This is a genomic window from Rhizobium leguminosarum, from assembly GCF_001679785.1.
GTDB lineage: Bacteria > Pseudomonadota > Alphaproteobacteria > Rhizobiales > Rhizobiaceae > Rhizobium > Rhizobium leguminosarum_R.
Map to the genome: position 1 here is coordinate 182752 of NZ_CP016288.1, position 22482 is coordinate 205233.

The 22482-nt window shown below is 56.9% G+C and carries 23 protein-coding genes; 8 read left to right on the plus strand and 15 right to left on the minus strand.

Annotation, left to right across the window (positions count from 1 at the left end; translation table 11 throughout):
• Together BA011_RS31250 and BA011_RS31255 are read right to left on the minus strand one after the other, a co-directional pair.
• Complete coding sequence (locus BA011_RS31250) at window positions 1-1587, minus strand: Mu transposase C-terminal domain-containing protein (RefSeq protein ID WP_237352764.1); 1587 nt, start codon at window positions 1585-1587, stop codon at window positions 1-3.
• Between the two features lie 362 nt (window positions 1588-1949).
• Window positions 1950-2354 carry a DUF2513 domain-containing protein gene (locus tag BA011_RS31255; protein ID WP_065283705.1) on the minus strand — a complete coding sequence of 135 codons (405 nt, stop codon included), beginning with the start codon at window positions 2352-2354 and terminating at the stop codon, window positions 1950-1952.
• A gap of 255 nt (window positions 2355-2609) precedes the next feature.
• Here BA011_RS31255 and BA011_RS31260 point away from each other — a divergent pair, with 255 nt between their 5' ends.
• Window positions 2610-3560 (plus strand): IS481 family transposase, encoded by a 951-nt coding sequence (locus BA011_RS31260; protein ID WP_072638367.1) that lies wholly within the window; start codon window positions 2610-2612, stop codon window positions 3558-3560.
• Between the two features lie 159 nt (window positions 3561-3719).
• Here BA011_RS31260 and BA011_RS46655 read toward each other — a convergent pair whose 3' ends face one another.
• The gene (locus BA011_RS46655) at window positions 3720-4223 is read right to left on the minus strand and encodes a GNAT family N-acetyltransferase (protein WP_186806602.1); all 504 of its coding nucleotides are present in this window, start codon (window positions 4221-4223) and stop codon (window positions 3720-3722) included.
• On the opposite strand from BA011_RS46655, the gene BA011_RS31265 reads away from it, so the two are divergent.
• A complete protein-coding gene (locus tag BA011_RS31265; protein WP_186806606.1) occupies window positions 4209-5015 on the plus strand; it encodes a hypothetical protein in 807 nt (268 codons plus the stop codon). The genes BA011_RS46655 and BA011_RS31265 overlap by 15 nt on opposite strands.
• A gap of 211 nt (window positions 5016-5226) precedes the next feature.
• Here BA011_RS31265 and tnpA read toward each other — a convergent pair whose 3' ends face one another.
• The 5 genes from tnpA to BA011_RS31295 all read right to left on the minus strand — a co-directional run bounded on the left by tnpA (window position 5227) and on the right by BA011_RS31295 (window position 10339).
• Complete coding sequence (gene tnpA / locus BA011_RS31270; protein WP_065283707.1) at window positions 5227-5637, minus strand: IS66-like element accessory protein TnpA; 411 nt, start codon at window positions 5635-5637, stop codon at window positions 5227-5229.
• A gap of 328 nt (window positions 5638-5965) precedes the next feature.
• Complete coding sequence (locus BA011_RS31280; protein WP_065283709.1) at window positions 5966-7192, minus strand: cysteine desulfurase-like protein; 1227 nt, start codon at window positions 7190-7192, stop codon at window positions 5966-5968.
• Window positions 7193-7410: 218 nt separating this feature from the next.
• Window positions 7411-8844: an aldehyde dehydrogenase family protein gene (locus tag BA011_RS31285; protein WP_065283710.1), complete on the minus strand. Its 1434-nt coding sequence runs from the start codon at window positions 8842-8844 to the stop codon at window positions 7411-7413.
• 86 nt (window positions 8845-8930) lie between these two features.
• On the minus strand, window positions 8931-10076 hold the full coding sequence (locus BA011_RS31290) for a M20 aminoacylase family protein (RefSeq protein WP_065283711.1): 1146 nt from the start codon (window positions 10074-10076) through the stop codon (window positions 8931-8933).
• Between the two features lie 20 nt (window positions 10077-10096).
• Window positions 10097-10339 carry a hypothetical protein gene (locus tag BA011_RS31295; protein WP_065283712.1) on the minus strand — a complete coding sequence of 81 codons (243 nt, stop codon included), beginning with the start codon at window positions 10337-10339 and terminating at the stop codon, window positions 10097-10099.
• A gap of 247 nt (window positions 10340-10586) precedes the next feature.
• Between BA011_RS31295 and BA011_RS31300 the strand changes: the two genes are divergently transcribed.
• The 4 genes from BA011_RS31300 to BA011_RS31315 all read left to right on the plus strand — a co-directional run bounded on the left by BA011_RS31300 (window position 10587) and on the right by BA011_RS31315 (window position 13841).
• Window positions 10587-11360, plus strand: a complete 774-nt coding sequence (locus BA011_RS31300; protein ID WP_065283713.1) for an ABC transporter ATP-binding protein — start codon at window positions 10587-10589, stop codon at window positions 11358-11360.
• 24 nt (window positions 11361-11384) lie between these two features.
• Window positions 11385-12167, plus strand: a complete 783-nt coding sequence (locus BA011_RS31305) for a transporter substrate-binding domain-containing protein (protein WP_065283749.1) — start codon at window positions 11385-11387, stop codon at window positions 12165-12167.
• Between the two features lie 127 nt (window positions 12168-12294).
• The gene (locus BA011_RS31310; RefSeq protein WP_065283714.1) at window positions 12295-13026 is read left to right on the plus strand and encodes an ABC transporter permease; all 732 of its coding nucleotides are present in this window, start codon (window positions 12295-12297) and stop codon (window positions 13024-13026) included.
• A 17-nt stretch (window positions 13027-13043) separates the two neighbouring features.
• On the plus strand, window positions 13044-13841 hold the full coding sequence (locus tag BA011_RS31315) for an ABC transporter permease (protein ID WP_065283750.1): 798 nt from the start codon (window positions 13044-13046) through the stop codon (window positions 13839-13841).
• 80 nt (window positions 13842-13921) lie between these two features.
• Here the strand turns inward: BA011_RS31315 and speB are convergent, their stop codons facing one another.
• A complete protein-coding gene (gene speB / locus BA011_RS31320; protein ID WP_065283715.1) occupies window positions 13922-14725 on the minus strand; it encodes an agmatinase in 804 nt (267 codons plus the stop codon).
• A gap of 215 nt (window positions 14726-14940) precedes the next feature.
• On the opposite strand from speB, the gene BA011_RS44565 reads away from it, so the two are divergent.
• Window positions 14941-15360, plus strand: coding sequence for an Lrp/AsnC family transcriptional regulator (locus BA011_RS44565; protein ID WP_065283716.1), 420 nt, complete (start codon window positions 14941-14943; stop codon window positions 15358-15360).
• 363 nt (window positions 15361-15723) lie between these two features.
• Here BA011_RS44565 and BA011_RS46660 read toward each other — a convergent pair whose 3' ends face one another.
• From BA011_RS46660 to BA011_RS31350, 6 genes are all read right to left on the minus strand, one after another.
• Window positions 15724-16320: an inositol monophosphatase family protein gene (locus BA011_RS46660; RefSeq protein WP_420493451.1), complete on the minus strand. Its 597-nt coding sequence runs from the start codon at window positions 16318-16320 to the stop codon at window positions 15724-15726.
• Window positions 16217-16456 carry a hypothetical protein gene (locus BA011_RS44570; RefSeq protein WP_065283717.1) on the minus strand — a complete coding sequence of 80 codons (240 nt, stop codon included), beginning with the start codon at window positions 16454-16456 and terminating at the stop codon, window positions 16217-16219. The genes BA011_RS46660 and BA011_RS44570 overlap by 104 nt, the downstream gene beginning before the upstream one ends.
• Window positions 16453-17376: a sugar phosphate isomerase/epimerase family protein gene (locus BA011_RS31335; protein ID WP_065283718.1), complete on the minus strand. Its 924-nt coding sequence runs from the start codon at window positions 17374-17376 to the stop codon at window positions 16453-16455. Before BA011_RS31335 ends, BA011_RS44570 begins: the two co-directional genes overlap by 4 nt.
• Window positions 17377-17393: 17 nt before the next feature.
• Window positions 17394-18968 carry an ABC transporter permease gene (locus tag BA011_RS31340; protein WP_237352765.1) on the minus strand — a complete coding sequence of 525 codons (1575 nt, stop codon included), beginning with the start codon at window positions 18966-18968 and terminating at the stop codon, window positions 17394-17396.
• Window positions 18969-19099: 131 nt separating this feature from the next.
• Window positions 19100-20137, minus strand: coding sequence for an ABC transporter ATP-binding protein (locus BA011_RS31345; RefSeq protein WP_237352766.1), 1038 nt, complete (start codon window positions 20135-20137; stop codon window positions 19100-19102).
• A 17-nt stretch (window positions 20138-20154) separates the two neighbouring features.
• Entirely contained in the window at window positions 20155-21159 is a 1005-nt protein-coding gene (locus BA011_RS31350; protein WP_065283720.1) for an extracellular solute-binding protein, read from the minus strand.
• 140 nt (window positions 21160-21299) lie between these two features.
• On the opposite strand from BA011_RS31350, the gene BA011_RS31355 reads away from it, so the two are divergent.
• Complete coding sequence (locus tag BA011_RS31355) at window positions 21300-22457, plus strand: ROK family transcriptional regulator (protein WP_065283721.1); 1158 nt, start codon at window positions 21300-21302, stop codon at window positions 22455-22457.
• Window positions 22458-22482: the final 25 nt, after the last annotated feature.

Below are 22482 nucleotides of genomic sequence, written 5' to 3' on the forward strand. Positions count from 1 at the left end.
CTACCAATCCTCCACCGGCATCCGGTTCTTCTGGCGCGGGGGATGTGATGTGGGAGGAGGCGCCGGCGGCTGCATGACCGCATAGGGCTTTTCCGCCGCAGCGGCATAGGCATTGCGCACGGTGTCGCGCAGCCGGCGCTTCGAAGACTTTGCAGTATCCGCTATGGCTGTGATCTCGCGGCGAAACGCCACCTTCTCGACATTTGAGCGTTGATTGATCGCGCGCCGACGGGCGCGCTCTGCCGCGTGTTCCCATAACGTCAGCGGCATCGGCTGACCGTCGCGTCGTTCGACCGGCCGAAACCGACGGGTTTCCGGGTCGCGGATGTAGATATGACTGATGTCGCGGGGATCGTATCGCACCTCGAGCTTTTCGATCCGGTCACGCTCGGGAACGAGGGTGCCCAGCCACGGCGAATAATAGTGTATAGCGAACATGCTGATGCCTTGCGGCGACAGTCGTCTTTCCGTCCCCGGCAGAAACGACAGCAGCACGCGCTGCGGATCATCGCCAAAGTCCGGCAGTTCGGCACTGTTCCGTTGCCATTCAGTCAGCGGCACCTTCAGGGTTTTGGAATTTTCCTGGAGATTGTGATCGATGACTGCGAGCGCGATACAACGCTCCAGATCGGCAAAGTTCAGGCAGGCGCGCCGCTTGGACGGATATTCGTCGCGGTGGGCGACCGAGCGTCCCGACGAACCGGGGTAGGTGGCGAGAACCGCATTGAGCTTTCCCAGCAGCCGCTCAACCACCCCGCCTTGATGGACGCGGCCGCGATCGCGATAACGGATCCGGATCCCATAGTCGTCACAGCCGCGCTGGAAGGCGTATCCCTTGAACTCCATCGCCGAGTCCGTGACGAGCAGCCGTGGTCGACCGAACATCGGCCAGGCATGGTTGAGATTGCGGGCTTCGAGCCAGGCATCTTTCGGGCAGATCGCGTGGGCGAGACAAAGCGCGACGGACAGAACCGATGGCTTTTCCAACGTGAGGCAGAAGCCGAGAATGGATCGTGTCGCCACGTCGGTGATAATCGTCAAATAGGGGCGGCCGACGAACACACCGGCGCCGTCGACCACCTCCACGAAATTGATGTCGGTGGGCGTATGGTCGATTTGGCACGCGGCGAGTGGGTGCGGCGCGTGGATGTAGCCGGGTCGTGGTTTTAGCCGCAGCAGGTGCTTTGGATTGGCTGATCGCTTCTTCGCGATCTCTTCAGGCGAAAACAACACCGGTATGCGCCGGGCTACTGTCACATAAGACGGCACGGGAAGGCCAGCTTCCTCGCATCGCGCGCGGATCTCATCGACCACGGGAGCAAGTGGGGTCGGTTCGAGCGTCAGCCATCGCTCGCGGAGTGTCGTGCCGATGATTTCCTCCACCTGTTCCGGCAGCCGTTTGCGGCGACTGGCCGCGGCGCGAGGCAGCAAGGCGGTCACCGTGCGATCGGCGCGATAGCGCCTAAGGAGATTGTAGATTTGCCGTGTGGTCAGCCGCAGTTCAGCCGCGGCGCGTGTAAGGGCAACCTGTCTTGGGCCGCCGCCATCGATGATCTTGTCCAATTCGCTGGCGACGCGACGTGCCATTGACCACTGCTCGTCTGAAGTCGGGCGCGCCGTCGGCAAGCTTCGATCGTGCAATCGGTTTGGCAAGGGTGCTTCATGAAATCGTTAGCGGAAAATCGAGGTCCATTTTACGCCCAAACCTAACGCGTGTATGACAATTTCCGATTTGAAATGAGAAAGTAAATGCCCAGCGAAAGCGTTGCTGGTCCAGGAGCTCGGGCTTCGTGGCAGGGGAAGGTTCCGTATGTGGGGCGTTTTGTAAAGGTATGACGCAACAGTCTTACCGCGTTCTGTAGAAGCGTCAGAGGCGGATGAGGATATTGGCTGGTGTAGATGCGGATATGCTAACATTTGCGACAAAATTGCCGACGCTGAAAAACAGACTAGAGATCGAGTGCAATGCCGGTACGATCTTCGATTTGCTTTTTCACAAACCCCTTCGCAAGCGCACCCAAGAGGTCAACGGTGAAACCCTTGGCAGCATTGGCTCCCTCTTTTGTCCGACGCCAGATTTCCTCATCGCGCACGCTGTCGGCGAAGTCATGTCCCTTCCAGGTAAGCCGTTCGGGAATCCAGCCCTCACCGGTCTTCGTGAACTCAGCAAAACCACCATTCTCCAAAAGGGTAAGGTGATATTCTAGGCGCTCGGTATCGGCTTCGCTCAAGCCAGTGCCATCGATGCCGAGCGCGTCAGCGGTGTCATCGGAAGTGGTCTCGAACCAGTCCTTGCCATTTTCGATGTCAAGCAGAATGGACCGAATGAGGTCCATGTCTCGTTTTTTGTTCATCCCTAATCCTCTTCACAAGGATGCACCCCGATCTAGCTTCACGGTGCGCTTCGCAAAAAAAGCTTATCTGTCATTTGCAGCTGGCACTTGATTTTCCTTCGCGAGAAAGCGAATCCCACTATCAAGTGTCCTGACAACTAGATTCCTGAGATTCTGCGCACGTTCCGTTGAGCACTCATCTGCCCCGATGCCCTCTAGGTGTTTAGTCCCGGCATTTGATGGTGCATTATTTTCCTTAGAATGGAGGGAGGCACTATGGGCCAGGTTCTACACGGGAGCGCCACAACGACAGAGGCAATCCGTCGAGCAATACAAAATAGTGAAGAGAGCCTGAGAGCGCTTTCAAAGCGGTATGGGGTCAATCAGAAGACAATAGCCAAATGGAAGAGACGGACATCATTGGCCGATCTTCCGACAGGCCCGAAGGACCCGCATTCGACAATCCTCTCCCTTGAAGAAGAAGCCGTCATCGTCGCCTTTCGCAGGCATACATTGCTGCCTCTTGATGACTGCCTCTATGCCCTTCAACCGACGATCCCGCATCTGACACGTTCGTCCCTGCACAGGTGTCTGCAGCGCCACGGCATTTCACGCCTGCCGGAAGTGAAAGGCGACAAAGAACCGAAGAAAAAGTTCAAAAGCTACCCGATCGGCTACTTCCACGTCGATATTGCCGAGGTGCAGACGGCTGAGGGCAAGCTCTATCTCTTCGTGGCGATTGATCGCACGTCCAAGTTCGCCTTCGCTGAGCTCTATGCCAAAGCTGGCAAGATGAATGCCGCCCAGTTCCTGCGCAACCTGATCGCGGCGGTGCCCTACACCATCCATACTATCCTGACCGATAATGGCATCCAGTTCACCAACCGGGCCTGTGACCAAAATGCCTTCCAGCACATCTTCGACCGAGTCTGTGAGGAATACGAGATCGAGCATCGCCTGACAAAGGTTAAGCACCCATGGACCAATGGGCAGGTCGAGCGGATGAACCGGACGATCAAGGAAGCGACTGTCAAGCGCTTCCACTACGACGATCACGCACAACTGAAAAAGCATCTCGCCGACTTCATCGACGCCTACAATTTTGGGCGCAGGCTCAAGACACTAAAGGGCCTCACCCCCTACGAGTTCATCTGCAAAAGGTGGACTTCCGAGCCAGATCGATTCATCATCGATCCTATCCATCAAATGCCGGGACTAAACACCTAGTGCTCTTTGGAAACGGCCGAGAAGTTGCTGTTCTTCTATTGGCATTTTTGCTCTCCTTTCGCGGGAGATTAACTCCCTTCGGCGAGCTCACAACGGTTTTCACGAACTATCCTCGATCTCCACAGGTCCTTCAGGGTTGATAAGCGGCCCGCGCAAAATCTAGGATTTGTGCGACAATAAGTTCGCTTCGCTACCGTAATCCTCTTTCCGATCAGACGGGGTTTCTCGAAAATACCTCAAACGCTGCACGCCCCCGTCACAAACAACGGAAAGTGGCGTAAAACCCGAACGCTCATAGAGGCGACGCGCGGCTCTACCGTCTAATGTGTCATCTACGAACGTATCAACATAAACCGAGGATCGCGGCGGGAATGCTTTCAACGCCGTCGTAACCAGAGCCGTGCCTATCCCGCGTCCGCGAGAGGCTGAGCTTACCGCCAACCATCTTATCCAGTATCCGCTATCCGATCCGCCGAGCAACATTGCGCCCGCAAGCCTATTGGCGGAGGAACTAACACAATATGCGCGCTTTTCCATAACTTTCCGCGCTGGAATTGCGTCGAATTCCAGCATGGGTCCGAAGAGGTATTCGACCTCGTTGGCAAGCGCCAGCCACGGTAGAATGTCGTTCGCCGCTGCTGGAAGGACGTGAAAACTGCCCATGAGTTGAAACGCTACCTTTCGCAAAAATCCAGATTTCTGCACGGAAAAATCCAGATTTCTGCACGGGATGATATCCTGACTTTTGCAGCGTTCGAAAGCCAGGATTTCCGCGACGGTATGACGCCGTCTCATTACCTAAGCATAGGCAAGGCACCAGCCGGGAGCGCGAACCCAACATCGCTCGGCCTCAAGAAACTTGACATAGGCTACGGCTACACTGCCGATGGCGGCAGGACATATCCGTTCCGAGGCAGCGGTGTCGGCATGATGCCGACTCTTGCCGAAGTGCTTGAGGCTTTTCCTGACCGGCTCTTCCTGATCAACGTGAAGAGCAACGATCCGGATGAAGGATCGAAACTGGCAACGTTCTTGAACGCCCTTTCGCCGGAGCGGCGAGCGGCCGTCATGGCTTATGGCGGGGATCGGCCGATCGCAGCCTTGCGCACCGCAGTGCCCGGCTTGAAAACGATGTCGCGTGCTTCCCTAAAGGGATGCCTGCTGCGCTACATCGCTTATGGATGGACGGCCGCGATGCCAGACGAATGCCGTTCAACGGTGGTGCTCGTCCCGATCAACGTGGCCCCGTGGCTTTGGGGCTGGCCTGATCGTTTTCTAAATCGGATGGATTCAGTTGGAAGCACCGCGTTCGTTGTCGGCCCCTATCATGGCGGCGATTTCTCGACCGGGATGGACAGTGTTGAAAAACTCTCTCGCCTGCCAGAGAACTACAGCGGTGGCATTCTTACCAACGAGATCGAAATGGTCGCCGCATGGCTTCGATCGCGAAAGTGACACGCGCGGGGAGTTAGCTTCCGCGACAATTCTTTGTCGCAAAAGTCCAAAACCTGCGACGAACTTTAGCGGCTAACGCGGTTTAGGGTGTTCGCCGCAAATATAGATGGCTTATCTTCCCTCGGTGCGTGAGTTTAAACCGACGGGAATCCGCACCGCATGTCCGTGTAGCCCGTCGCCAGCCAAACCCGAACGCCTGCCGAAATCGGGATCATCGCAGAGCCTCAAGACCCTGGATGATGCGCGGCAAGGCATCGACGTCGACATTGCGGTCGACAATGACGCGACGCCCATTTGCGCTAAGTACCTCCATGCGCCCGTCCGCCGACAAACTTGGCGAGACAGGCGTCGGCACGGGCGACTCCGGCACGACAAGCGCAGGCACGAAGCCATCAAAATCACTGCCGGCAAGCCGACCTTCCCGATATGCGCGCCGCCACGTATTCAACAGCGAGCGCGAAAGCCCGTATTTGCGCGCCGTCGCTGACCCAAGTCGCGGAGCTGAGTAGCTTTCCTCGACAATCCGCAGCCGCGCCGCATCCGTAAATTCGCGCCGCCGACCAAGCTCGATGATGTCTAACCGGCTCACATCTGGCCGGCAATTGTCCTTATATACGTCCATGAGGACAATCGGCCACATTCAAATCAAACCGACAAAGCGGCCCACGCAGGATGCGTACCGTAAATCTGCAGCCAGTCAGATTGCAATCGAACAACCTCACATTATGCATCCGCTCGAAGGCGTTCGCGCGGCGCAAACGTTCAAGCACCTCGAAGCGGTCGAAACCGATCCACTTCCCGCCACCTTGAGAATGAAGCGGTTGTCGTCCCGGTCAATCCTGTGCGTTTTTGCAGACCAGGAAAGCATTTAGACAGGAAGTAAGCCCGCGGTTGGCGCGTCTGAATATTGATCAGAAGAAACACGCCGCCAGGCGGTAATCACCGTTGCGTCACCGAAGCACTCTGTCGACCGCGGCGAGCGCTTGGTCGATCTCTGCGGCTGTATTGTAGTGCGCGATGCCGAAGCGCACGACGCCTTCCTGCTCGTCCAGACCGATATGCTGCATCAATCCGAGCGCATAGTTGTTTCCCGACCAGATGCATATGTCCTTATTCGCCAGCTCCCGTGCAATGTCGTGGCTGGAAACACGATCGTGGGTGAAGGACACCGTCGGCACCCGGTGCTCGATTTCGTTCAGATTCGCGATGCCGTGGATCGTCACGCCCCGGAAAGACTTCAAGCCGTCGATAAGCCGCCGAGTGAGATCGTCTTCATAGGCGTTGAATGCCGCATAACCCGAAAGCATTCTCTCACGCAGCGTCGAGCCTTCACTGCCCAGGCTTGCAAGATAGCTGCCCGTAGCAGTCAGCCCAGCCTGAAGCTCCGTTTGAGGCGTCCCGGTTTCGAACTTGATGGGCAGCACATTGGGCACGCTTCTGCATTTGTAGGCTTCCATTCGTTCCAACAGGTCAAGGCGACCCCAGACGATACCCAGATGGGGGCCGTAGAACTTGTAGGATGAACAGGCGAGGAAATCGCAGTTCAACGCTGCCACGTCCGGGAGGCGATGGGGAACATACTGGACGGCATCGACGTATACGAGAGCGCCGACCGACTTGGCACACTTGACGAGCACTGCAATGTCATTGATCGATCCGGTCACGTTGCTCGCGAAATTCAGGGCGACAAAGGCCGTACGCTCTGAAAGAAGCAATGCCAGATCATCGGCCTCAAGCCTCCAGCTGTCGCGATTGACATCGAGCCATTTGACGACAAGGTCGTGGTCTCTGGCCATCATCAGCCATGGAGCTACGTCGCCTTCATGGTCCATTCGAGTCAAAATGATTTCGTCGCCGGCTTTCATCAGCAGCCCAATGGACCTGGACAGGTGAAACGTTAAACTCGTCATGTTGGCGCCGATGATGATTTCGTCCGCCGAAGCGGCTCCCAACATTTGTGCCGCGGTCGAATGAGCGGTGTTGACGACGTCGTCCGCGCGAAGCGACGCCCGAAAGAACCCTCCGAGGTTATTGCTCGCTGTTGCCATCGCCGTTGCGACGGCGTCGATAACACATTTCGGAACCAGAGTTCCTGCTGGATTATCCAGGTAGATTGTCGACTGATCTGAGTTGAGCGCTGCGAAGTTCGCGCGAACAGCATCAATTGGAAATAACATGGCCCGGAGAGCTCCCTAGTCCGACTAGGTCGCGCCGTAACCGCGACCACCTGGGGTCATCTTCAAGAAAATGACATCGATTGCTATAAATATGTTTCGATAGTTTCATCGAGAAAAGCCGATGTCAGTTTGTGTAAAAAGCGGCAGGCGCAGAGTGCGCGGAACGAATAAAAGGCGGGCTTGAAAGCCCGCCTTTTCTGGTTTCAAGAAAAACAGAGTTAAGCAGCGCTTGGGCGATGAATCGTCTTGATTTCCAGAAAATCCTCAAGTCCGAATGCCCCACCTTCGCGGCCATTGCCGGATTGTTTGAAGCCTCCGAACGGACTGCCGTAGCGGTGGGGCGCCCCGTTGATATGAACCATTCCGGCTCGAAGGCGCGCAGAAACACGCTCTGCTCGATCTGCGTCGCCCGTTTGAACGTATGCGGCGAGACCATAGGGAGTGTCATTGGCAACGATAATGGCTTCGTCTTCGGCATCGAACGGCATGATCGCCAACACCGGGCCAAAGACCTCTTCTCGCGCAATTCGCATGGAATTGTCGACGTCCGCGAAAATCGTTGGCTTCGCGAAATAGCCGACCTCGAATCCTTGGGGTTTTCCTACACCTCCTACAAGCAGTCTGGCGCCTTCATCGATACCCGCCTGTATCAGAGCCTGAACACGATCAAACTGGATGTGGGACACGAGGGGCCCAATGTGGACGCCTTCGCTCTGCGGGTCGCCGACCTTAGTTTCAAGCCCGATGTTCTCAGCGATACCCAACACCTTGTCGTATATCGAGCGTTCCACGAGCATGCGCGTCGGGGCGTCGCATGATTGACCCGAATTGTTGAAGCATTCGCGGATGGTTGCCGGAACCAGCTCTTCGTAGTCGGAATCGGCGAAAACCAGGTTGGGCGACTTTCCGCCAAGTTCCAGGGTAACGCGTTTGACCGTATCAGCGGAATCCTTGCTTACTGCAATTCCCGCTCGCGTTGAGCCCGTAAAGGACATCATGTCGATGTCTTTATGCCTCGACAATGCGGAGCCGCATTCGGCACCTTCGCCGGTGACAAGATTGAACGAGCCGGCCGGAAAGCCTGCCTCATGGATCATCTCGGCGTAGAGCATCGCGTTAAGCGGAGTGAATTCCGACGGTTTCAGTACGCATGTGCAACCTGCGGCCAATGCCGGAACGACCTTGAGGGCGATCTGATTGATGGGCCAATTCCATGGAGTGATTAGGCCGCAGACCCCGATCGGTTCTCTCCTCACGGTATCTCCGTTCGGCAGAACTTCACAGCTCTTGTGATTCTTGAGGGCGTCAATAAAACCGTGAAGATGTCCGACACCAACGTGGGTTTGCTGCTCAATGCTCATGGTGATTGGTGCGCCGAGCTCGAGAGTGATGAGCTGGGCCATCTCGTTGTAGCGGTTCTTGTAGATCAACAGAAGCTTTTCCAAGAGCCAAATCCGCTCATCGATCGTTGTTTCGCTATAACTCGCGAACGATCTTTTTGCTGCAGCGACTGCGCGGTCGATGTCTGAGGTCGATCCCATGGAAATGACTGCAATCGGGTTTTCGGTAGCTGGATTGACAACCTGGAAGTCATTGGCCTTCAGGGGGTCCACCCACTGGCCGTCTACGTAGAATTTGCGCTTGTCGTACATGTTTCTTCCCATCGATTGAACAGGCGGAGCCGCGGTTCCTTATGGAGCGGCAATAGTAAGAGCCACTCTTTGCACAGTGGACTTCCCTAGGAGGAGAGGCTTAGTGCGGCTATGTCAGCGAGATAGGTCCCTCCGTGCCCTATGCACGCATCGTTGAAATCGTAGGTCGAGGTGTGCAGAGCTGAACTGTCACCGTTGCCAACCAGCACATAAGCGCCTGGAACCTTTTCGAGCATAAACGAGAAGTCTTCGCTAAACATCTTCGGCTCGTCGAGAAACCGAAATGCCGGTGACCCGCTCCGGGCGGTAATCGTCTGCCTGACGAGTTCAACAGACTTGTCATCATTTACGGTTGCAGGGTAACCGAGATCCCATTCGAACTTGACGTCCGCTCCGAAGCTGGCCGCTTGCATTGTGGCAATCTGCTCCACCCGCGAGCAGAGCAGCGCGCGCGTGTCTGGTCTCGTAGCACGAATGCTGATTAACAATTCCGCAGAGTCCGGAATTATCGTACTGGACACCCCTCCATGAAAGGAGCCGATTGTCAGAACGGCGGCGTCGCAAGCCTCGACCCCTCTGGAGACCAGCGTCTGCAAGGCCATCGCTATGCTGGCACCGGCGATTATCGGGTCGACTGTGGCCTCGGGCATCGCTCCGTGACCGCCTTTTCCTCGAACCGTAAGTTTGACGACATCGGCCGATGCCGCGATCGCGCCCTTACGGGTTGCGAACGCTCCGACCTCAAGGCCGGGAAGGTTATGAAGAGCAAAGATTCGATCGCAGGGAAACCGGTCGAACAGCCCGTCATCGATCATCAGCTTTGCGCCACCGAAGTTTTCCTCCGCAGGCTGGAAGATCAAGTTAATCCGCCCGTTGAGACCAGACCGTTGTGAAAGGAGCCACGCGGCGCCGAGCAGCATGGCCACATGCCCGTCGTGGCCGCATGCATGCATTACACCACGTCTACGACTGGCGTACGGGAGGCCTGTTTCCTCGACAATCGCAAGTGCATCGAAGTCTGCACGCAACCCGACGGAACGCGTCCCGGAGCCGCGCGAAATCTGGCCAACCAGTCCGGTTTTCCCGAGTCCTCGTTCGACTTCGATACCCCAAGACGCCAGCGTCCGGGCGATCAACTCAGGAGTCTCGACCTCGGATAGACCAATCTCCGGAAACGAGTGAAGTTGGTGACGAATAGCAACCAGCTCTGGCAGAATCTGCTGAATTTCCATGAATGACACGCTCCCAGATGTCAGCCGTCACGATCGACACAACCTGCATCGAAGTAAATCAAAAACTTTGGCGTTTTACATCGAATTTTTACGATGTTGGGGGCGGTGGGGAACCTGGCGATGCCGTCGCGTATATTCTCGCATCCCGCTGATGTCTGTGGGTGAATCGCATCGAGAGGCTTGACGGCAGCATGTCGCAATTTTGCATGCCTTTCGAAAAACCCGCGCTCGATCGATCGCGCAATCATTTCGATCAGCTGCATTGGACAGCCCTACATTGACAATTCTCGATCGTTTCGCGGAAACAATTTGATTTACTTCGCGCGATCGCTTCGGGCAGTTTCGTCACTGAAGCGGGAGGAGAAGCGGCTTCGGAAACTGCTGCTGGTCATGCGTGACGAGCATCGATCTGGCTTGTTCGCAAAGCCGCTCCTGTCGTGTTGAGTACGTCACTGCGTCTTCTTTCGAGATGAAGCGTCTGGTGACGCACGTCATAACAAAGGAAAAATGATGAAGGCTCGCGAAAAAGCAATCGAAGTGAGGGGATTGAAGAAGAGGTTTGGCAGTCTTGAGGTTCTCAAGGGCGTCTCCCTGACGGCGCATGAGGGCGATGTTATCGCGATCATTGGGGGCTCCGGATCGGGGAAATCCACACTTCTGAGATGCATCAACATGCTGGAGTTTCCAAGCGAAGGCTCCGTGGCCGTTCATGGCGAAACGATTTCAATGAAAAGCGATACGCGCAAGGGCATGTGTCCTGCAGATCAGCGACAGGTTCAGCGAATTCGCTCGCGGCTTGGAATGGTGTTTCAGAGCTTTAATCTCTGGCAGCACATGACGGTTCTCGAGAATGTAATTGAAGCGCCGATCCACGTTCTCGGTCAGAAGAGAGGCGAGGTCATCGAGCGAGCTGAAAAGCTCCTGCTGCGCGTGGGACTTATTGAGAAGCGCGACGTCTACCCAAGTTTTCTTTCCGGTGGACAACAGCAGCGTGCCGCAATCGCGCGAGCTCTGGCGATCCAACCCCACGCGATGCTTTTCGACGAGCCGACGTCCGCACTCGATCCTGAACTCGTTGGCGAGGTTCTCTCGGTAATCGCCGACCTTGGAAAAGAGAAAAGGACGATGATCCTTGTGACACACGAGATGAAATTCGCTCGCAACGTTGCAAGCCACGTCGTGTTCCTGGCGAACGGTGTGATCGAAGAGCAAGGCCCGCCTGAAGCGATATTCGAGGCACCGCAGTCTGAGCGTCTGAGGAAGTTTATCAGCTCCGTTCATTAACGTCATTCCTGGAGGAGGAAAATGATGAAATACACACTCAAAACTATCGCCGTGCTTGCCGCGATCACGATCTCTTCAATTTGCGGGGCTGCCGCCGAGCAAGTTCGTGTCGGGTTCGCTGCAGAACCGTATCCGCCTTTCGCTTCGCCCGATGCGAGCGGTAACTGGGAAGGCTGGGAGGTCGACTTCATGAAGGCAATGTGCTCGGAAGCCAAGCTCGATTGTGTGATCAGCGCTATACCGTACGACGGCCTGATCCCTGCGCTCACCGCGAGCAAGATCGACATCATCATCGCTTCGGTCACTATCACCGACAAGCGGAAACAGACCATCGACTTTTCCGACTACTACTACAAGACCGAGGCGGGACTGCTCACTGCAAAAGGTTCGGATTTGCAGGTGACGCCCGAGGGGCTCGCCGGCAAGACGATCGGCGTCCAGTCCGGAAGCATCCATGAGGCCTATGCCACAAAGCACTTCGTTCCTGCCGGGGCTGAGCTGAAGACCTACCTGACCGGCGACGAGTCCTTCAACGATCTCGCGTCAGGCAGGGTCGATGCTGTCCAGGCCGACGTTATCGCGCTCGACGCCTACCTCAAGAGCGACCAAGGCAAGGACTGCTGCGAGTTGAGGGGGAAGGTTCAAGCCGATGCGAGCGTACTCGGCAACGGTATTGGCGTGGGGCTGCGCAAGGGCGACGAGGACCTCAAGGTCAAGATCAACGCCGCGATTAAAGCCATTCGAGCCAATGGCGTGTACGACAAGTTCTCAAAGAAATATTTCGACTTCGACGTCTACGGCGGCTGACCGCCGTCGACAGGTCCAAAGGAAGCAGTTGGAGGGTGGGGGCGCGATCGACGCGTACCCTGCTCGCCGATGAGATGACGCGGTCAAGGTCAATGTCACCGGCCGAGTTCATTAGAAGGTGCTCAAAATGACGGATGCTACGTGGATCATCAACTGGAGCTTGCTCGCGCTCGAGCCGCCAGGTTGGGGCGGCGTGCTACTAAACGGTCTGGTCAGATCGCTTGAAATTGCAATTGGCGGATACGGCCTTGGCTTGTGTCTCGGCACCGGCGGTGCGATCGGCAAGCTGTACGGCGGCCCCGTTATGCGGGACTTGCTCAAGGTTTATACGACGCTCGTTCGCGCCGTGCCCGAGCTGGTGCTCATTCTTATCCTGTATTACGCGGGAACGGATCTGCTAAATCAGCTTTCAGCGGCATTGGGTTACGGGAGTGTCGACATCAGCGGCCTTGTCGCCGGGATATTTGTCATCGGGGTCGTAGAAGGTGCGTACTCGACGGAGGTATTGCGAGGCGCAATCCAGTCAATTTCTCCAGGTCAGATCGAGGCAGGGAGGGCGTTCGGCATGGCTCCGACGAAGATCCTCCTTCGGATCACAATTCCTGCGATGCTGCCGCATGCCATTCCAGGACTCTCGAATCTTTGGTTGATCGCGACGAAGGATACCGCGCTTCTTGCCGTGGTCGGCTTTAGCGAACTGACGATGGCAACACGCCAGGCCGCAGGCAGCAGCAAGGCGTATATCTTGTTCTTCTGCGCCGCCGGAGTGCTGTATCTCGCGGTCACGCTCATATCGAACGTCATCATAGGCGCCATCGATCGTCGCTGCCGTCGTGGGATCGCAGGAGAATCAGCGTGAATGATCAGGCGATTATCATGAGCGAAGCGGCAAAGTCCTCAAATGCTGACAATTTTTTTAAACCTCACCGCCTCTGCTTGATCGCGTTGGCGTTGTTGCTCTTGGGCTGCGTTATCGGGTTCATGCGCTGGGACTGGGTCCCTCACTACTCGGGTCTGATAGCATACGGATTGGGTGTCACCCTCCTTGTACTTTTCTCCACCTCCATACTTGGCTTCCTTCTGGCGGTTCCGATCGGGCTGGTGCAGGTGACTGGCCCATGGCCCCTTAAGGCGGTGGCCCAGGCATTCTGTACTGTAATCCGCGGTACGCCGCTTCTGCTCCAGCTGTGGCTTATCTATTACGGCCTGGGTTCACTCTTCCCCCAGTTTCCTGCGATAAGACATTCGTTCCTATGGACGTACCTTCGGGACGGATGGCCCTACGGCGTTGCCGCACTAGCAATCTCGTTCGCTGCCTATGAGGCCGAAGTGATGCGCGGGGCGTTTTTGGGCGTCCCCAGGGGCGAATTGGAAGCGGCTCGAGCATTCGGCATGAATCCCTTCACGATGTTCCGTCGCATTTGGTTGCCGCGCGCTCTTCGTCGCGCTTTGCCGACGCTCGCCGGCGAAACTGTACTTCAACTCAAGGCGACCCCCCTGATTGCTACGATCACGGTCGTCGATCTGTATGCGGTAATACTGAAGATACGGCAGGAGACCTTTGCGACCTATGAACCGCTTTTGCTTCTGACGCTGATCTATATCTGCCTGACCGCAATACTGGTGGCTGCGTTTCGATACCTTGAACACAGGATCCCGACTTCAGGAGCATAGGCAGATGAATGACTGATCGCCCGGCTGCACTTGCGTGAGACGGGTCGTCTCAAGCGTGCGCGCCAGAATTTGCAACCGCGTTACGCCATGCGCCCGAAGAGTTCCTTGACGAGCTTCGCTGCCACCGTCGCAGTCATCGGTCCCGGATCCCTGATGGGATTGAGTTCGACCACGTCAGCACCCACTACCGTCCCCTTAACCTTGGCAATGATGTCGATAACCTGTCGCGTGGAGAAGCCGCCTGGCTCGATGTGGGATACTCCAGGGGCGAAGGCTGGATCGAGACCATCGAGATCGAGTGATATGTAAAGCGGCCCATCAAAAGCCAGTTCTATGTCGTCTCGCCAGTCTTTCATTTCGATCATCTCGACGCCGAATTTGCGAGCCTGCATTTTCTGGGGCGTGTTGAGGGTCCTGATGCCAACCTGAACCAATCTCTTGATGGCTCGCTCCTCGAGGAGCCGGGCGAACGGCGAGGCGTGTGAATATGGATTGTTCTCAAAGTCGGCATAGAGATCGGGGTGAGCGTCGATGTGGAGAACATTTAGCCCGGCGTGCCGCTTCGAATGTGCCTTGATGACCGGGAAAGAGACTGAATGGTCACCCCCGAGAGAGAGGAGTGCTACAACTTCCTTGAGCGTTTCGGATATCCGGGTCTCGATGTGCTCGCAGACCTGTTTTTTTGAAAGTCCCTCGAAAGTCATGTCACCGAAATCCCGCCACTTACAAGCATTGAGGTCCATCCCGTTCTCCGTCGTCAGATTCCAGTGATTCGACCGAAGAGCTTCACGGATTTTCTCCGGACCGCGGCCCGGCCCCTGCATGAAGCTCGAATTGGCGTCGTATGGCAGGCCGATAAGGCCTAATGTCTTTGTCGTGGTCATTTTTCACCCGATTATTGCTCCTACGAGACGGTGCACTTTGCCGGCGAGGGCTTGGGCACAGTCCGAACGCACCGACCGCCGCCGATGACGTTCTCGTAGCTGGGGCAAACATGCTTCGGTTCCACCTCAAAGGACAAGGTACTTTTGTTTGGCGATGTGCTAGAAAGCTGGCGATTGGTCAGTGCGCTAGACAGCGTTCAATTCAGGAGGCGTCATTGGACGATAAGGATCGATACATCCTGGCAGAACTCAAGCAGAATGCGCGCTTATCGACTGCGGCGCTGGCCAAGAGCCTGAAGGTGTCGCGAGCGACCGTGCAGAACAGGATCGACAGGATGATCGATGGACACGTCATAAAGCGGTTCACGATCGAGACAGGCGAGGGCGCCGAGATCGCGCTTATCGAAGCCTTGGTCCTACTGAAGACGGGGTCTGGCGACGACCGACCGCTTATTGCCAAACTAAAGAAGCTCGACGACGTTCACAGTCTGACGTCGCTGAATGGAAACTACGATTTTGCACTCGAACTTAGCGCAAAGTCCGCGGCGCAGCTTGACGCAACGCTGGAAGTGATCAGGAGAATGGACCATGTCGCTGAGACGACCTGCAGCATCCGGCTTCAGAGGTTCGCCTAGGAAGGGCGGCAATCGTTACCGCGACGCCTGGCTCGGAGATGCCCAGCGCTCGGCTTCAATCCGCTATGCCGAGGACCGCAGAGATGCACCTTACCGGGCATCAGTATGCTGGACATCCGTGTAGAAGAGCAAACGGCTACCGCGAGAAAGACATTCAACGACCAAATTGTCATTGAGGAAGGCGGCTTTCAGGCCTTTATTGGCAGTCGGTGTTCATTTGCACGAAAGAGAGAGCGCTGGGAAAATTACCGGTTTTGTAGGCTTCCTTCCATTCGCGCCCGGCTGAGGAGCACAATACAACGTCTTCGCATTCGTTCCGCAGGGCTAAGCTTTGCTCCGACTGGTCACGGCATTGTTCGTTGATCAACGGGGTTGCAGCTCCGCGCCTGCGATGATCGAGACCTTTTGATTTATTTGATCAGGATCAATTAGGGAGGGTTTCTTTGCCGCAACGCAAAGGACATGTCCTGCCGCACAATCCCAGAGATTGGCCCCGTGTTCAATATATCCGGCGAGCCGACCCGTCGCGACGAGAGCCAGGGAAGCTGCGCAACTACCGAGACTGACCACATGGTAACCAGCAGCTTCGATTTCAGCTTCGATCTCTACTCTATGCACCGTCGGCCATACCGGTTTCGGCCGGTCCCAAAGGCCGCGGACACGTTCGCATCTATCAACTGCAACGGTCCCTCGACACGAAGAGCACCATGCGGCCCAAATTATCGTTCCAAGCGCCGGCAGAGCGACTGCGCCGAGCACAGGCTCGTCCGCTAAGACGTAAGCGATAGAAACTGACCAAATCGGTATCCCGCTGATAAAGTTGGCGGTACCGTCCACCGGGTCGATCAGCCAGTAGTTACCTGTCGCGTCCCCCCTGTTCCTCGCCGACGACAAGGTCGTCTGGAAAGTCGAAGGCAAGCAGTCGCCGAGCGAGTGTCTCTGCGTCGCGATCGACGGCACTGACGTAGTCGGCAGGTCCTTTGGTCTCGACAAACCATCCATCCCGACCGTGGAACCGTTCAAGCCTGAACGCTGCCACCTTTGACGCCACGTCGTGGAGAGTTGCAAGACGAGCGGTAAGCGCATCCGCCGTCATGCGCTTTTCCTCGCGCGCGCCTCGGCGATCATCTCCTCGAGCCTGACGGCAACGCTGTGCGCGCGGCGATAGTAGGCAGATTCTGGAATCCCATACCGGTCCATTGGTGTCTCGAAGTTGAGCGGCGTCTGGTAAGGAGTTGCTGCGATCGCCGAGATGATGGTGTGCCAATCCAACCGGCCGTCGAATGGCAAAAGATGGTTATCCATTGCTCCGAAATTGTCATGAATATGCGTAGCGATGAGACGATCCCCGAAATGCTCCAAAACGCTGAGCTTGCCTGGCTCGATCAGTTCCCAGTGGCCACAATCGAAACAGACGCCGATGAACTCCTTGCCGTATCGAGCGAACAGGCGATCATAAAGGTTGAGGAAATTCTGTGCGCTGGCGCAAAGGAGCGTTTCCGCGGCAATCTGAACACCCTTTTCGAGGCAGTAAGGCCTGATCTCGTCGAGAGACTGGAACAGCGGATCGAAGAACTCTCTTTCGGCGGCTTCGCTGCGGAAAACGTTGTCGGTGATATCGATGTGCAGAACCACGTTGGGGGATTGGAAGGCGGCTGCCAGGTCGATACGGTTACGCAACAGCTCGACGCCGCTGCGGCGCTGCCATTCATGCGGCGACAGGAAGTCTTTGCGCATCTCCATCGTGAAAGGGCCAGGGTTTTTGTGGCCGATCTCGGTGATAGGATTGCGGCCATTGCTGGCATGAACCGAGTGCACCTTCAGCCCGGCATCGGCAACGATCCTGCTGGTAAACTCGATCTCGGCGTCGGCCAGCCAATACGAACTGCCGGAGTCGGGATTCCAATTGACGTGTGTGAAGCCAGCCTCCTTGATCAGGGTGAGCGAGTTGCGAATGCCTTCGTCGTACCAACGCTCCTGGTGGGGCCAATGCCAGACGGTAATGCAGGTATCCAATGGATCAGTCTCCTGTTCTACAATGTTGTGGTTTCTGGACCTTTGCCAAGGCCGATGCGCTCGGCCAGCAGAATGATCGCCAATGATAACGCCATGATCAGCGTGACGTAGACGAGGTTGAGCGCGCCCTGCTCAGGATCGACAGACAGCGAGGTGTCTACGATTGCGATCGGCAACGGCTTGTTGTTGACGTTGTATAGAAACGCCGACAGAGGATATTCCGACAGGAGATCGTTGAATGCCATCCCGGCGACGAGGATCGCTGTCGGCGCCACTATCGGCAGGATGATGCGGCGGTAGCGATAGAGACCCATGGCGCCCATCGAGCGGGCCGCCTCGCTATAGGCCGGATCGATCCCCATGAAGGCCGCCCGCAGGAACCTCACCATAAGCGGCAAGGCAACGATGGCGTAGCCAATCGGCAGTAGCCAGTAGCCGCCGAGGAGGACTGCGTTTCCAACGAGCGGGTTTGGGGTGTCGAAGGTGACGATCAGCCCGACTGCAAGCAGAATGCTGGGAACGACCCATGGCAGGAAAAAAGCAATGTCCAGAAGGCGGGTCAGCCAACTGCGTCGACCCAGAATAACCGGGACGGCAAAGAGTGTAACACTGAGCGCCGCCGATACCGCGACAAGGCTCATCACTATCGAGTTGAAGAACGGAAGAAAGGCAGAACCCTCGGTAAAGACGCGTGCATAGTTTTTCAGTGTCAGGCTGGACGGGATCACTTCGATGCCGATACTCGCGGCTGGGGCGAAGGAGAAGAGCACGACAAGAGCGATGGGCACCGCATAGATAGTCACAAGAAGATAGGCGAAAAAATGGAGGACAGCGTTACCGATCGGGCTGCGAATTTTACGCAGCTGGATGGACGCGGTCGCTTTCGCTCCGCCGACATCGGAGCCGCGCGCTTCGTAATATTGAGACAGCAGGATAAGTCCCATAAGACACAGCCCCATCATGAGCGCCAGCAAAGCTGCCATGTCGGGACGACGCAGGCTGTTCAGCGTCAGCACCATCTGGCTCAACATGTGGAAATCGCGACCGCCCAGCACCTGTGGGGCGGCGAAAGAGCTGATCGCGGTGTAGAGGGTGAGGAGGGTTACAGCGAGCAGCGTCGGCAGGATTGCGGGCAGTACCACACGCCGCAGGATCGTATATTCCGAGGCACCCAAACTACGCGCGGCTTCGATGGTTGCATAGTCGACGCGGCGCATCGCGGCACGCAGAAAAAGATAGTAAAAGGTGGTCATCAGAAAGGTATGCGTGAAGAGCACGCCAAACCAGCCGATGAACCAGTCTTGCGGTAGGCTGGGAAAGATCGCCTTCACCAGATGTGTCACCGCACCGCCGGGACCATAGGTGAAGTTGTAGCCCGCCGCCGCAACGACGCCGCCGAAGACCAGCGGTGTTGCATAGGCGATTTTCAAGAGTGCGCGACCGCGCACGTGAAAATATTCAAGGACGACCACCTGGAAAAGCCCGACAACGGTCACCGTGACCATGGTCGCTGACGTCATCCAAACGGTGTTCCAAAGGGCAGCGCGCACTCTTCGTGATCTTGAAAGTTCGCTTACGACCTGGCCGACCACCAGGCTGCCGTCCTTGAAAAATGCTGCATGAAGCGACGCAAGAAGCGGCAGGATCAGGAAGGTGACGACAATCCAGATCAGAGCTGCCAACCCGATCCAATAGGCTACACGCTCGACCACAGCTGCGCGGTTCATCGGTTTACTTCCCCGAAGATATGGGCAGAGCCCGGCCGGATGGTCCAGAATACCGTCTCACCGATTTCGGGCAACTCGTGGCCCATGCTGGCCGCCGAGACAAGATGCCCGGCGGCATCCAGGTCGACGCGGCTGTGGGCGCCAAGGAATTCCACATGGCGGACGGTCGCCGGCAACCCGGCTTGGACCGCTTTCCCAACGAGAACATCTTCGTAGCGGACAAAGACGCGCCCCCGAACGTCGCGGCCCAGGATCTGGGCGCCAAGCGGTGCGGGCAGTTCGTTGGATGTGCCGATGAATTCGCAGATAAACGGCGTCGCAGGCTCCCGGTAAAGAGTACGCCCACTACCGATCTGTTCAACGCCACCGTTCGCCAGCACGACGATCGTGTCCGACATGGTCAGTGCATCTTCCTGATCATGCGTGACAAAGACTGCCGTGAATCCAAATTCCTGCTGGAGCCGCTTGATCTCGCGGCGCATCGTCACTCGCACCTTGGCGTCGAGATTGGACAATGGTTCGTCGAACAAAAGCACCTTGGAGCCCGCGACGAGCGCGCGCGCAATCGCGACCCGCTGTTGTTGCCCGCCTGACATGGTCGCCGGCTTCTTGTGCAGCTGCTCCGTGATCCCGGATGTTTCAGCGATCTGCGCGACGCGCCTGCCAATCTCGCTCTGCGGCATCTTCGCGACACGCAAAGCAAAGGCGATGTTTTCGAATGCCGTCATCGTTGGAAATAGCGCGTAGTTCTGGAATACCATGCCGACATTCCGGCGCTCCGGAGGCGCGTTGGTAATATTTTTTCCTTCAAGGACGATGCGCCCGCTCATGACCGAATGAAAGCCCGCGAGTGCTCTCAGAATGCTGGATTTGCCGCTGCCGGAGGGCCCGAGCAGAGCAACGAACTCGCCTTCGTGAATGTCGAGCGACAGGTCGCGAATGACGACCTTGTCGCCATAGCCAATATGGAGTTTGTCGACGATGAGGATCGGGGTTGCCATGATCATACTCCAATGAAGCGTGGCGATCTGCATCGCCCGGTCCTACACCTTTACCGGATCTCGAGTTGGACCCTCTGCAACCAGCCGTCTAGCTTGGGCGCGATCGCATCCCAGTCGATCGGCTGCGCCTTGACCAATTCCGCATTCGCCTGCACTTCGGGTGGTGATTTCGCCAGCGCCGCTGGCAGCACCGGCACCTGCCCGAACTTCTGGGCATAGGCGGCCATGACATCGGCCGAGCCGAACCAGTCGACAAATGCCTTTGCCTGCTCCAGTTGATCGGTTCCCGCCATGATCGCAACGCCTTCGGAGATGACCGGCGTGCCGCCTTCCGTGTCAATGACCTTGACTTGCATGCCGAGCTCCTTGGCATCCTTGATGACGCCACCGAACCAGTTCAGATTGATGATCGCACCGCCCGACTTGTAGGCTTCCTTACGCGCATCGGCATCATCGACAACGATCGCGTTCGCATAGAATGCGCCAAGAAAATCCCATCCAGCTTGAGTGACTTCGCCCTTGTCGTCGAGGAACCGGGCCAGGATGCCGGCCAGATAGACCCTAGTCGTCTGCCAGGCGGTGTTGCCGATGACGTATTTGCCCTTGTACTCGCCTTTTGTCAGGTCCAGCCAGCTTTTCGGCGCCTGCTCAGCGGCTAGCTTGCCGGCATCATAGGCGATGACGATCGGTGTGCTCCAGAATTTGTGGACAATGCCTTCTTTGTCCTTGTACTGGACCGGGAGGTCCGCCGCCCAGAGCGGTGTGTACGGCTGGAACAGGCCGTCCATTTTCAGCAGAGCCATGGACGTGTCAACCATGCCGAGGACGACATCGGCCTGGGGGTTGATCTTCTCGGCGACCAGCCGATCGAAGAGTTCTCCTCCGGGCGCGCGCAGGAACTGCACGTCGTGACCGGCGGCTTTAGCCTGCTCGGTGATCCAATGGACATTGTCCTCCCCCTGAGGCGAATAAACGACAAGACTTTTTGCCAAGGCGGGAGAGGCGATCGCGACCAGCACGGCCGCGAAGGTCAATAAACGTGTGATCTGATGCATGGTGTTCTTTCGTTTCAGTTTCGTCCGTCATTCCGGCACCTTCTAAAGGAGCATTATGACATTTTAATTACATTGCGTAATTTAATATATTTTGCCATAGCTCTCTCGCTACCGCCGATTTTGACTCACTTTTGGAACCAATGGACCTTTCACGGAACGAACGACGACTGGTCGAACTAATTTTCGTAGGCAAGAAGATTGCGCGCGTCGACCTGGCCGAACGATCCGGCATGACAGGCGCTTCCGTCACTCGGCTGATAGGTCGCTTAATTGAGATCGGACTTCTGATCGAGGTAGTCGAGCGGACCGGCGCCCAAGGCCAGCCACGGCGCTTGCTGAGCTTGCGGGCTGACCGGTATCTTTCCGCGGGAATAACATTCTCGGTCTCCCGAATGGAGGTAGCAATTGTTGATCTAGCGGGTAGGATTCTTACCTCCCGCTCAGCCGACATCGAAACCAGCACAGCTTTGTCTGTGGCGGAGGCGGCGCAGGCGGCTATCGCAACGATGCTGGCCGACCTTGGCACGCCTAAGGATCGTCTTCTCGGGGTCGGGTGCTCGGTACCCGGCAATTTCGGCACGATGTCGAACATCCTCAAGGCCCACAGCTTCTTCCCGGCTTTCGATGACGGTGAGGCGGACCAAGCCTTTAAAGCGACTTTCGAAGCGCCCTATTACATCGAGAATGATGGAACATCCGCAGCGCTCGGAGAGTATGTGTTCGGCGGACGCATACCGCAGCCCGATCCCATGTTCTTCATTCACATCGGTCACGGCGTCGGGGGAGGGGCGGTTATAGACGGACGACCGTACCGCGGTGTCAATGGAAATGCCTGCCTGCCCGGAGTTCTGTACCCGTACGACCAACCTCGCCCATCCGGCCAAGACCTCTTTGCCACCCTCGACGATGCCGGCTTCGTCGTCCACGACTTCCCCGATCTCGAGCATTTGCCGGACAAGGCCAACGCGGCACTCGAAAACTGGGTTGAACGCGCCGGCAAGCAACTTGGCGAAACGGTACGTGTGGCAACGGCGATGTTCGACCCGGCCCTGATTGTCCTTGGGGGACGGCTGCCGGAACTGGTGACAAACAAGCTGATGAGCGTAATTTCCAGCCAGCCAATCCTTGGCCCGTCACGCGGTTTGCAGGCTGCGCCAGTCGAGACATCCCGGTTGGGTCCTCGCGCCGGCGCAATTGGTGCAGCCTGCATTCCGTTCTTTGCCTCACTCTTTTCCGCGGCCGTTGCAGACGACGGCAGCCCATACCTTAATGGTCGCAAGCCCAAGTCTCGCCCCTAGAAAATTCGATTGCGCGCATGCGTCA